9 protein-coding genes are annotated in these 11,091 nt (G+C 65.7%); 4 read left to right on the top strand and 5 right to left on the bottom strand.

All coding sequences use genetic code 11. The features are described from left to right. Positions 1–279: 279 nt before the first annotated feature. The 5 genes from ntrX to dusB form a co-directional block, all read right to left on the bottom strand. A complete protein-coding gene (ntrX, locus tag ACRCSW_RS08315) occupies positions 280–1,671 on the bottom strand; it encodes a nitrogen assimilation response regulator NtrX (RefSeq protein ID WP_438704152.1) in 1,392 nt (463 codons plus the stop codon). A 4-nt stretch (positions 1,672–1,675) separates the two neighbouring features. Beyond that, positions 1,676–3,946 (bottom strand): ATP-binding protein, encoded by a 2,271-nt coding sequence (locus ACRCSW_RS08310; RefSeq protein WP_438704151.1) that lies wholly within the window; start codon positions 3,944–3,946, stop codon positions 1,676–1,678. A gap of 98 nt (positions 3,947–4,044) precedes the next feature. Beyond that, the gene (locus tag ACRCSW_RS08305) at positions 4,045–5,409 is read right to left on the bottom strand and encodes a response regulator (RefSeq protein ID WP_438704149.1); all 1,365 of its coding nucleotides are present in this window, start codon (positions 5,407–5,409) and stop codon (positions 4,045–4,047) included. Next, positions 5,409–6,506, bottom strand: coding sequence for a two-component system sensor histidine kinase NtrB (locus tag ACRCSW_RS08300; RefSeq protein ID WP_438704147.1), 1,098 nt, complete (start codon positions 6,504–6,506; stop codon positions 5,409–5,411). The genes ACRCSW_RS08305 and ACRCSW_RS08300 overlap by 1 nt, the downstream gene beginning before the upstream one ends. Next, a complete protein-coding gene (gene dusB / locus ACRCSW_RS08295) occupies positions 6,503–7,480 on the bottom strand; it encodes a tRNA dihydrouridine synthase DusB (RefSeq protein ID WP_438704146.1) in 978 nt (325 codons plus the stop codon). The genes ACRCSW_RS08300 and dusB overlap by 4 nt, the downstream gene beginning before the upstream one ends. 180 nt (positions 7,481–7,660) lie before the next feature. On the opposite strand from dusB, the gene ACRCSW_RS08290 reads away from it, so the two are divergent. The 4 genes from ACRCSW_RS08290 to ACRCSW_RS08275 all read left to right on the top strand — a co-directional run bounded on the left by ACRCSW_RS08290 (position 7,661) and on the right by ACRCSW_RS08275 (position 11,085). Continuing rightward, entirely contained in the window at positions 7,661–8,779 is a 1,119-nt protein-coding gene (locus ACRCSW_RS08290) for a bifunctional 2-C-methyl-D-erythritol 4-phosphate cytidylyltransferase/2-C-methyl-D-erythritol 2,4-cyclodiphosphate synthase (protein WP_438704144.1), read from the top strand. Then, positions 8,776–9,282, top strand: coding sequence for a phosphatidylglycerophosphatase A family protein (locus tag ACRCSW_RS08285; protein ID WP_438704142.1), 507 nt, complete (start codon positions 8,776–8,778; stop codon positions 9,280–9,282). Before ACRCSW_RS08290 ends, ACRCSW_RS08285 begins: the two co-directional genes overlap by 4 nt. Next, positions 9,270–9,746, top strand: coding sequence for a CinA family protein (locus tag ACRCSW_RS08280; RefSeq protein WP_438704141.1), 477 nt, complete (start codon positions 9,270–9,272; stop codon positions 9,744–9,746). The genes ACRCSW_RS08285 and ACRCSW_RS08280 overlap by 13 nt, the downstream gene beginning before the upstream one ends. Positions 9,747–9,906: 160 nt before the next feature. Beyond that, complete coding sequence (locus tag ACRCSW_RS08275) at positions 9,907–11,085, top strand: ammonium transporter (protein WP_438704139.1); 1,179 nt, start codon at positions 9,907–9,909, stop codon at positions 11,083–11,085. Positions 11,086–11,091 lie beyond the last annotated feature (6 nt).

The following is an 11,091-nucleotide window of genomic DNA, read 5'->3' as shown; positions in this document are numbered from 1 at the left end:
GACGGCGAGTGACATCGTGCCTGTATGGCGGTCGGTTCCTGGGTCTTGAAAATGACGCGTCGCACCGCCTCACTGGCCCTCCCCCTGAAAAGGGGAGGGAAGCCCTACCCCAGCGCTGGTGCAGGACGGCGAGTGACATCCTGCCTATGTGGCGGTCGGTTGTCGGGTGTTTCAAAACGCGCCGGTTGCCATCCGGCGTCCCCTCCCCCTGCGAGGGGGAGGGCCAGGGAGGGGGACGACCTGGAAGGCGGTCGGGCCGGTTGGGTTCCTGTAGCGACATCACTCCTCGAAGTCGCTGAACCCCCTGCCCCCGCGCGTGGAGCCCACCACGCCGAGCGACTTCAGTTTGCGGTGAAGTGCGGAGCGTTCCATTCCGACGAAGCTTGCGGTCCGGCTGATGTTCCCACCGAAGCGGTTGATCTGGGTGAGAAGGTATTCGCGTTCGAAAAGCTCGCGCGCTTCGCGCAACGGGAGCGTGGCGATCGTGCCGGAAAGTGCGAAGGCGCTTTCGGCTTCGGGTTTGGGTTCGTTACCGGGGATTTCGCTTGGATCGATCGGGCCGGTGCTGTCGCCGAGGATAAGGACGCGTTCGATCACGTTGCGAAGCTGGCGGATGTTGCCGGGCCAGGGCAGCGTTTGCAGGACCGCGTCGGCCTCGGACGAGAGGCTGCGGTTCGGCAGGCCTTGCGTGCGGTGGAACCAGTCGATGAAATGACGCGTCAGTTCGGGCACGTCCTCGCGCCGGGAGGCGAGCGAGGGCACGGCGATGGGGACGACGTTCAGCCGGTCGTAAAGCTCCTGCCGGAAGCGGCCTACGCTGATTTCGGAGCGGAGGTCGCGGCAGGTGGAGGAGATGACGCGGAGGTCGACCCGCACTTTGTCGGCCCCGCCTGCGCGGGTGAACTGCTGTTCGGTCAGGACGCGCAGGATCTTCGACTGGGTGCCAAGCGGCATGTCGGCCACCTCGTCGAAGTAGACGATCCCGCCATGCGCCTGCTCGAGGAGCCCCTGCTCGACCCCGCGTTCCGGGGTTTCGCGGCCGAAGAGGACCTCTTCCATCCGTTCCGGCTCGATCGAGGCGGAGGACACGGTGATGAACGGTTCGGTGGCGCGGCTGGACTGCTGGTGGATGTAGCGCGCGGCCATTTCCTTGCCCGAGCCGGGCTCGCCCGTCAGCATGACCCGGGCGTTCGACTTTGTGACCTTGTCGAGGTTGGCCTTCAGCGCCTTGAAGGCGGCGGATTGGCCGATCATCTCGGAGGAGCTGACATCGCGGCGGCGGAGTTCCTGGTTTTCGCGGCGGAGGCGCGAGGTCTCCATCGCGCGGGACACAACCACCATCAGCTGGTCGATGTTGAAAGGCTTTTCGATGAAGTCGTAGGCGCCCTGCTTGATCGCAGCGACGGCGATTTCAATGTTTCCGTGCCCAGAGATAATGACCACCGGAATGTCAGGATTGTCGCGCTTGACGGTTTTGAGGATGTCGATCCCGTCCATGCGGCTGTCCTTCAGCCAGATGTCGAGGATCATCAGCGCGGGGGGCTCGGCGTTGATCGCGGCCATGCAGTCGTCGGAGTTTGCCGCAAGCCGGACGGTGTAGCCTTCATCGCGCAGGATATCGCCGATAAGCTCGCGGATGTCCTGTTCGTCGTCGGTGATCAGAATACTCATGGTGTCAGCCTCCTTGCCCGGGGGCGGAGCCCTGGGTGACGTGCGTTCGTGGTCTGCGGCGAACGGTTCGCGGCAGACGGATTTCGGCCATGGCGCCGTGGTGGTCGTTGCCTTCAAAGACGGGGGCGTCAAGGAGCGCGAGCGTTCCGCCGTGTTCCTCGATGATCTTCTTGACGATGGGCAGGCCAAGCCCGGTGCCCTTGTCGCGGGTGGTGACGTAAGGCTCGAAAAGGCGTGCGCGGTCGGGGGGGAGGCCAGTACCGTTGTCGATGATGCGGATGACGACCTCGGTGTCGTCGGCGGATAGCGAGACACGGATTTCCTGCGAAAATCCGGGCGGTGCGCCCTTTTCTACATATGCCTCAATGGCTTCACCGGCGTTCTTGATGATGTTTGTGAGGGCCTGGCCGATCATTGTCGCGTCAAGCTCCATCTGCAGGGGCCCGGCGGGGATGTCCTTGACGAAGCGGACGCCCGGCTGGCCGTTTTCCTGCAGGAGAACCGCGCCCTTTAGAAGCTCGGCCAGGTCGCAGTCGCGGCGGTCGGGTTCGGGCATGCGGGCGAACTTGGAAAACTCGTCGACGATCCGGCGCAGGTCATTGGTCTGGCGGACGATGACATCGGTGTATTGCTCCAGGTCCTCATGGTCCTTCACCTGGCTTGCGAATTTGCGCTTGATCCGTTCCGCGGAAAGCTGGATCGGGGTGAGCGGGTTCTTGATTTCATGCGCGATCCGGCGGGCGACGTCGCCCCAGGCGGCCATGCGCTGCGCGCTGACGAGTTCGGTCACATCGTCGAAGGCCACGACATAGCCCTCAAGGCCGCCCTGGTCGTTGCGCCGGACGCTCATCCGGACGAGCAGGCTTTCAAGCTTGCCCCTACGGGTCAGGCGGACCTCTTCCTGCACGGCGCTGCCGGAGCCTTCCTGGAGCCTGTCAAAGAGGCCGGCAAATTCGGGGACTGCACTGGCAAGCGGTGCATCGGTCTGGCCATCGGCCAGGTCGAGGAGCCGTTCTGCGGCGCGGTTGACGAAGTCGATGTCGCCGTCGCCGTCGAGGCCGATGACCCCGGCGGTGACGTTCGAGAGCACGGAATCGAACAGGCGCCGGCGGCGTTCGGTCTGGGCGTGACTGTCGACAAGCGCCTCGCGCTGGCCTTTCAACTGGCGGGTCATCTGGTTGAAGATGCGTCCGAGCGAGGCGATTTCGTCGTCGCCGTCTTCTTCGGCCACCTGGATGTCCAGATCGCCGCCCCCTACCCTTTCGGCCGCCCCAGCCAGCCGCCCGACCGGCCGCGACAGGCGTTCGGCGAACCAGAGGCCAAGCCAGATGGCGGCGAGGATCAGGATCAGCGCGAAGCCGAGGTAGATGAGGCCGAAGTTGAAGAGAAGCCGCCCGCGTTCGCTTTCGAGCTGGTTGTAGAGCTGGACGGTTTCCTGGGTTTCATCAAGGAGCAAGAGGATCGAGCCGTCGACTTCGCGGGTCACGTAGAGGTAGCGGTCGGCATAGGCGTCGAGGTGGATGAGCGCGCGGAATTCGTTGTTTGACCAGTCCGGGATGAGGACGGTGTTGCCGTCGAGCGCAAGCTTCAGATGCTCGGGCTTCAGGGGCTCGAAGTCGAAAAGGTAGGACCGCTCGCCCCGGGTTTTCAGGGTGCCGGTGCCGTCGACCAGATAGGCCTCTTTCAAGCCCCGCTGGATGACCTGCTGGGCTTGCGACAGAAGCTCGCGCAGGGGTTCGTCGTCCATGAACCTGAACTTGCGCTTGGCATCGTTCAGGTAGCCTGCAAGGGTCACGACATCGGCGGCAAGATCGTCGCGCTGGACGGCCTCGTAGGCCTGGGCGGCGGACAGCGAGGAGCCGACGACGGATCGGACGCGGTCAGAGAACCAGCCCTCAAGGCCGATGTTGATGGACAGGACCGCGAAGACGGCGACGAGCACGGTCGGGACCAGTGCTATCAGCATGAAGACGCCGGAAAGCCGCATGTGAAGCCGCGAGCCTGCCGAGCGCGAGCGTCGATCGGCGATGAGCCGCGCAACGCGGGCAAGGACAAGGGCTGCGATGACCAGAACGTAGATCAGGTCGGACAGCAGGATCAGCCGCAGCGTCGGCGAGGCGGCGTCCTGGTTGAAGGGGCCCATGGCAAGGAAGGTGGCGACGGCAAGGATGGGACCGAGAACGACGAGCCCGAGCGTGACCACGGTCTGCACGCGCTTTTGGCGGCGCAGGCGCGCGAAGCGTGCCCAAACATCCCTGTGACCTGCTCGCTCCACCCGAATCCGCCCGTTGGCCGGGGGTTTTTCCACCCCGGACCACTATATCTTGATATAATTCCAGGTGAAACCCAAAAGACACACGGGCCGTTGCGGGCTTACATCAACTTTCGGCGACGGGTCACGCGGATGTCGAGATCGGTGATCTTCTTGCGGAGCGTGTTGCGGTTGATCCCCAGAAGATCGGCGCATTTCGCCTGGTTTCCGGCGGTTGCATCAAGGGCGATTTCGATCAGGGGAAGCTCGACCTCGCGCAGGATGCGCTGGTAGACGCCGGGGGGCGGGAGCTGGCCGCCGTGGAGGTCGAAGTAGCGCTTGAGGTGGCGCGCGACCGAGGCTGAGAGCTTGTCGCTTTCGCCGACGCCCGCCAGCGGTTCGGGGCTTGGCTGCTGACCAAGGACCTGCTCGACCTCGTTCAGCGCGATATCGGTTTCGGACGCGGTGACCAGAAGGCGGCGGATGGTGTTTTCCAGCTGCCGCACGTTGCCGGGCCAGGAATAGGCGCGGATGAGGTCGGTGGCACCTTGCGAAAGGCGACGGACGGCGCCGAGGTCGCGTTCGCCTTTGGCGAGGAAGTGTTCGGCGAGAAGCGGGATATCCTCGACCCGCTCGCGCAGCGAGGGCACGTGCAGAGTGACCCCGCCAAGGCGGTAGTAGAGGTCCTGGCGGAACTGGCCGGCCTCCATCCGCGCGGACAGGTCGGTCTGGCTGGTGGCCATGACCCGCGGGGCCTTGTCGCCCAGAAGATCGAGCATCCGGACCACACGGGCCTGGATCTCGTCATCGTAGTCGGCCACTTCATCAAAGACGATCGACCCGCCGCGGGCTTTGGAAAGGAGGGTTGAGGGTCCTTCGATCCCCTGCAGATCGGCGGCCTGGGCCACGACGAAGGGCAGCGTGCGGCGGTCAGAGAAATCGTGGATCGCGCGCGAGATGAGGGATTTGCCGGTGCCGCTTTCGCCGGTGATCAGGACCGGCAGGTCGGTGTTCATTACCCGCGCCACAAGGCGGTAAAGCGCCTGCATCGCCGGGGTCCGGCCGACGAGCGGCAGGTCATCGCCCGCATCCCGTGGGGCGACCACCACTTTCGCCGCGCGCCGCTTCTGGTCGAGCGCCTTGGCGGAACGCTTCATCAGGTCAGGAAGGTCGAAGGGTTTGGGGAGGTAGTCGAATGCCTCGGCTTCCGCCGCCTGGATCGCGGTCATGATCGTGTTCTGGGCCGAGATGACGATCACCGGCAGGCCGGGGCGCATCTTGGAAATCCGGGGCAAAGCATCAAGGCCGTTGCCGTCGGGCATGATCACGTCGCTGATCACCAGATCGCCCTTCCCTTCCTCGACCCAGCGCATCAGCGTCATCAGCGACGAGGTGGCGTGGACCTTGCAGCCTGCCCGCGTGAGGGCCTGGGTCAGAACAGTGCGGATCGTGCGGTCGTCGTCGGCGACCAGAATGGTGCCATCCATCAGCGGGCTTCCTTTTTCCTATCGCGCGGAGCCATGGGCAGCGACACGCGGAACACGGTTCGACCTGGGACGGAATCGACGGTGATCCAGCCCTCATGGTCAGAGATGATCTTCGAGACGAGCGCTAGCCCCAGGCCGGTGCCGTTTTCCCGGCCTGAGACGAAGGGTTCGAATACGGACGCGGCAATCTCGGGCTTGATGCCGGGGCCATCGTCGATGATTTCGATCTGCAGGGGGAGCGCGGCCGAGACCCCGTCCTTGCGGCGGACGCGCAGCGCGAGGTCGTAGAAGGTATGAAGGCGGATCGTGCCACCAGTGGCGCAGGCCTCGGCCGCGTTCCTGATCAGGTTCAGGAAGACCTGCATCAGCTGATCGTTGTCCGCGAAGGTGGAGGGGAGCGAGGGGTCGTAATCCTCGACAATCGTCATGTGCGCGGCAAAGCCCACCAGCGCAGAGCGGCGGGCGCGGTCGAGAGCGTCATGGATGTTCACCGACTTCCGGTCGGGGGGGCGGAGGTTGCCGAACTGCTCGACCTGTTCCAGAAGCTTCACGATGCGGCGGGTTTCCTCGACGATCAGGTCGGTCAGTTCCTGATCCTCGGGTGTCAGGTTCATCGACAGAAGCTGGGCAGCGCCGGAGATGCCTGCGAGCGGGTTCTTGATCTCGTGCGCCAGCATTTCGGCCATCCCGATGGCAGAGCGCGCGGCGGTCTTCGCGCCCATCGAGCGGCCCATGCGGTCGGCCAGTTCGCGCGGGGAGAGGATCAGCATCACGACGTCGGGGTTGTCGTGCATGGGGGCGAGGTGGATCGTGCATTGAACCGGGGGGCGTTCGCCTGTGGTCACGTCGACGTCGTTGATGTTCAGAGGCGACTGGTTGGCGCGGGCGCGGGCAAGGGCCTCATCCATCGGCGCGTCGATCGCCAGACGGTCGAAGGCAGGCTGACCGCGGAGCACCCGGTCCGAGGTGTTGAGGAAGGTTTCGGCCGCCGGGTTGACCTCGATTATGGTGCCGCCTGCGTCCACCAGCAGCGCGGGAAGCGGCAGCGAGGCCCAGACGACGCCCGGCACCGGGTATGGCATCCGGTAGGGGCTCATGCGGCCAGCTCCAGATCGGCGAAGGCAAGCTCGAGGAGCTGGATCACTTCCGCGGGGTCGGTGGAGGTCAGGATCGCCTCACGCGCGTGGGGGAGGCCCGCTTCCTCCAGGTACCAGCCAAGGTGCTTGCGCGCCATGCGAAGGCCAAGCTCGCGGCCGTAGAAGGTGAGCATGTCGTCGTAGTGATCAAGGATCATCCGGCCCCGCGCGCCGCCTTCGGGGATTTTGGGCGCGGGGGTGCCGTAAAGGTCATGTGCGACTTCGGCGAGCCGCCAGGGTGCGCCTTGCGCGCCGCGGCCGATCATCACGCCATCGGCGCAGGAAAGCTCCAGCGCCTTCCGCGCGGTGGCGCTGTCGACGATGTCGCCGTTTGCTATGACGGGAATGCTGACGGCCTCTTTGACCGCCCGGATCGCGGCCCAGTCGGCGTGGCCCTTGTAGAACTGGCAGCGGGTGCGGCCATGGATGGTGACCATCTTGATCCCTGCCCCTTCGGCGCGCTTCGCAAGCTCGGGGGCATTCTGGAGCGTGTCGTCCCAGCCGAGGCGGGTCTTCAGGGTTACGGGCACCTTCACCGCGCCGACAACCGCCTCGATCAGCTTCAGCGCCAGGTCGAGGTCGCGGAGGAGCGCCGAGCCGCAGAGGCCGGTTGTCACGCGCTTCGAGGGGCAGCCCATGTTGATGTCGATGATCCGCGCGCCTTGCGCTTCGACGAAGCGGGCGCCTTCGGCCATCCAGTAGGGATCGCGACCGGCAAGCTGGACCGAGGTCGCCTGTTCACCAAACCCAAGCTCGGCGCGGGCGCGGGCTTCGGGGCGGGCGCGGACGACCTCTTCGCTCGCCACCATCTCGCTGACCACAAGGCCCGCGCCGAAACGTGCGACGAGCCGACGAAACGGCAGGTCGGTGATCCCTGCGAGGGGGGCAAGGAATACGGGCGGTTCGATTGAAATTGGGCCGAGAGTAAAGGGCAAGCGCCTGATCCTTGTGCACTTCTGGTACGAGATAGCGCCCCGGGGGTGTCCGACCAAGGCGACGGGGTCGGATAATGTCTGAAAAACATGCGATGCACAAATTTTGTGCAATTCGCTGAGGCAAGCGCCAGATTGTCATGCAGGTCGGGCTGGATTAGGGAGAAGGGGAAGGAAGGGACCATGGACACAGCCGTCATTATCGTTGCCGCCGGTCGGGGGAGCCGCATGGGCGGGGATGTCCCGAAACAGTGGCAGATGCTGGCCGGAAAACCGGTTCTGGCGCATACGCTTGCGGCCTTCGGCGGCATTCCGGTAGTGCTGGTGATCCATCCCGACGACCGGGAGCGGGCTGCGGGCCTGGGGGTGCCGCTGGTCGAGGGCGGGGCGACGCGGGACGCCTCGGTATTGGCGGGACTGCGGGTGCTGGAGGGGACGGGTGTCAAGCGCGTCCTGATCCATGATGGCGCGCGGCCCCTTGTCAGCAAGGCGCTGATCGACCGTCTGGTCGTGGCGCTGGAGGCGCATGAGGGGGCGGCCCCTGCCCTGGCCGTAAGCGATGCGCTTTGGCGGGGTGAGGCGGGTCTGGTGGCGGGGACGGTCGACCGGTCGGGGCTGTATCGGGCGCAAACGCCGCAGGCGTTTCGACTGGAGGCGATCCTTGCGGCGCATAAGGCGCATCCGGGCGGGGCGCTGGACGATGTCGAGGTGGCGCGGGCGGCGGGGCTTGACGTGGCGATCGTCGAGGGGGAGGAAAGCAATCTGAAGCTGACCTGGCCGGGCGATTTTGCACGGGCCGAGGCGGTTCTGAAGGGGCGGGACATGGATGTGCGCTTGGGCAACGGCTATGACGTCCACGCCTTCTGCGAGGGCGATCATGTCTGGCTTTGCGGGGTGCAGGTGCCGCATGGCCGGGGGCTCCTAGGGCATTCGGATGCCGATGTGGGGATGCATGCGCTGACCGACGCGATCTATGGCGCGCTGGCCGAGGGGGATATCGGGCGGCATTTCCCGCCCTCTGACCCGCGGTGGAAGGGGGCGGCGAGCCATATCTTCCTTTCGCACGCTATAGGGCTGGCCGCCGCGCGCGGCTATCGGCTGGCGAACTGCGATGTGACGCTGGTCTGCGAACGCCCGAAGATCGGGCCGCATGCCGCTGAGATGCAAAGGGAATTGGCGCGGATCATGGGCGTGGATGAGACCCGCGTCTCGGTGAAGGCCACGACCTCGGAACGGCTGGGCTTCACGGGTCGTGAGGAAGGGATTGCGGCCCTCGCAACCGCGACGCTGGTGCGGGCATGAGCTGGGCCATCGCCACTTTCTTCGGCGCGGGGCATTTGCGGCCGGCCTCCGGGACATGGGCCTCGGCCATCGCGGTGGTGCTGGCGGTTCTGGCCTATGAAGCGGGCTTTGCGCTCTTGGTCCCGCTGGGCGCGGCGGTGGCGACGGTGGCGGGGTTCTGGGCGGTGCCGCACTACCTGGAGGGCCTCCTCGGAGACGACCCGCCGGAGATCGTGATCGACGAGGTGGCGGGCCAATGGCTGGCGCTGAGCTTCACCGTGATCCCGCTCTGGTGGCACGATGTGCCGAACCTTCTTCTCGGGGCATGGCCCGGATGGCTGATGCCGTTCCTTCTCTTCCGCATCTTCGACATCTGGAAACCCTGGGTCATCGGGAGGGCCGACCAGCGCGGCGATCCGGCTGGGGTGATGCTGGATGACCTTTGGGCCGGGCTTTTCGCCGGGATCGTCTCGGTCGTGCTGGCGGGGGTCTATCATGGGGCGGTTGCGCCGTGGCTGGGGTAAAGGTTGAGGAGCTTCTGGCCAAGGCTCGCTACTGGGGCCTGAAGATCGCGACGGCGGAAAGCTGCACCGGCGGGATGGTCGCGGCGGCGCTGACCGATGTGCCAGGGTCGTCGGATGTGTTCGAGCGGGGCTTTGTCACCTATTCCAACGCTGCGAAGGTTGAGATGATTGGGGTCGCGGCCGAGACGCTGAAGGCGCACGGCGCGGTGTCCGAGGCGGTGGGGAAGGAGATGGCCGAGGGGGCGCTGCGGCACTCCCACGCCGATCTGGCGGTTTCCGTGACCGGGATCGCCGGGCCGGGCGGGTCGGAGTTCAAGCCGGAGGGGCGGGTTTGCTTTGCCCTGGCCCGCAAGGGGCGCGAGACGGCGGTTGAGACGGTAGAGTTCGGTGCGCTCGGGCGGGCCAAGGTGCGCAAAGCCGCGACCGAGCATGCTTTGGCGCTGCTGTTCGCGGCCATGGACTGATCCGCGAAGCGATTATGAACTCGGCGAAAAGCGGATTTCTGCGCCTGTTTTTCGGGCACTTGATAAATTGCTGCTTTTGGGCGCGCGCATATCGCAGTTTGCCGCTTTTCCGGGCGCCCCGAACCCGGTTTCTGGGCCGCGAACGGACCTGGGGGACCACATGAACGCTGCCGACACGGCCTTTATCCTGATTGCGACCGCGTTGGTCCTTTTCATGACGCTGCCGGGCCTCGCGCTTTTCTACGGTGGCCTCGTCCGGGCGCGGAACGTGCTGAGCGTCTTCATGCACTGCTTCGCGATTGCCTGTCTGATGAGCATCCTGTGGCTCGCGGCAGGCTATTCCATTGCCTTCGGCGGCGGCAATGAATGGTGGGGCGGGCTGGAGAAGGCCTTCCTGCGCGGTGTCACCCCCGAAACCCTGACGGGCACCCTGCCCGAGGTCTTGTTCTTCGCCTACCAGATGACCTTTGCGATCATCACACCGGCGCTGATCGTCGGCGCCTATGTGGAACGCATCGGGTTCGGCTTTGTCCTTCTGTTCTCAGCCCTTTGGATGCTGGTCGTCTATGCCCCGGTCGCGCACTGGGTCTGGGGTGGCGGCATCCTGGCCGATGGCGGGATGTTCGGCGAGACGGGGGTGCGGGACTTTGCGGGCGGGATCGTGGTGCATGAGACGGCAGGCCTTGCCGCGCTGGTGATCGCCATCATCCTTGGCCCACGGAAGCACCGCACCACGCCGCCGCACCAGCCTGGGATGGTGATGATCGGGGCGGCGATGCTGTGGGTCGGCTGGTTCGGGTTCAACGGCGGATCGGCCCTTGCGGCGAACGGCACAGCGGCGATGGCGCTGACGGTCACCCACCTTTCGGCGGCGGCGGCCAGCCTGACCTGGATCCTGTGGGAGCGGATCAAGTTCGGGCGCTCATCTCTGGTGGGTCTGGTGACCGGTGCGATCGCGGGGCTGGCCTCGATCACCCCGGCAAGCGGGTTTGTCGGGCCGCTTGAGGCGCTGGCCATTGGCGGGGTGGCGGGGATCTTGTGCCAGGAAGCCGTGAGCCTGATCCGCAACCGCCTGAAGATCGACGACACGCTGGACGTCTTTGCGGTCCATGGTGTGGGCGGCATCTTCGGCACGATCATGATCGCCGTCTTCGAGGCGGGGAGCTGGTCGGCGCAGTTGGGCAGCCTTGCCATCGTGGGCCTTTGGACGGTCGTCGCGACCTGGGTGATCGTCAAGCTCGTGGCGCTGATCACGCCCCTGCGCGTCGACCCCGAGACCGAGGCCGACGGGCTGGACATGACGGTCCATGGCGAGCGGGCCTATGAGCTGACGAGCTGACCCCGG

The organism is Tabrizicola sp., assembly GCF_051645465.1.
GTDB lineage: Bacteria > Pseudomonadota > Alphaproteobacteria > Rhodobacterales > Rhodobacteraceae > Tabrizicola.
This window is presented reverse-complemented; position numbering and strand designations above follow the sequence as displayed.

Bases quoted from the DNA above. Each gene is read 5' to 3' on its own strand.
- ntrX (WP_438704152.1), bottom strand. From the start codon at position 1,671: ATGAGTATTCTGATCACCGACGACGAACAGGACATCCGCGAGCTTATC.
- ACRCSW_RS08305 (WP_438704149.1), bottom strand. From the start codon at position 5,409: ATGGATGGCACCATTCTGGTCGCCGACGACGACCGCACGATCCGCACT.
- ACRCSW_RS08300 (WP_438704147.1), bottom strand. From the start codon at position 6,506: ATGAGCCCCTACCGGATGCCATACCCGGTGCCGGGCGTCGTCTGGGCC.
- ACRCSW_RS08290 (WP_438704144.1), top strand. From the start codon at position 7,661: ATGGACACAGCCGTCATTATCGTTGCCGCCGGTCGGGGGAGCCGCATG.
- ACRCSW_RS08285 (WP_438704142.1), top strand. From the start codon at position 8,776: ATGAGCTGGGCCATCGCCACTTTCTTCGGCGCGGGGCATTTGCGGCCG.
- ACRCSW_RS08275 (WP_438704139.1), top strand. From the start codon at position 9,907: ATGAACGCTGCCGACACGGCCTTTATCCTGATTGCGACCGCGTTGGTC.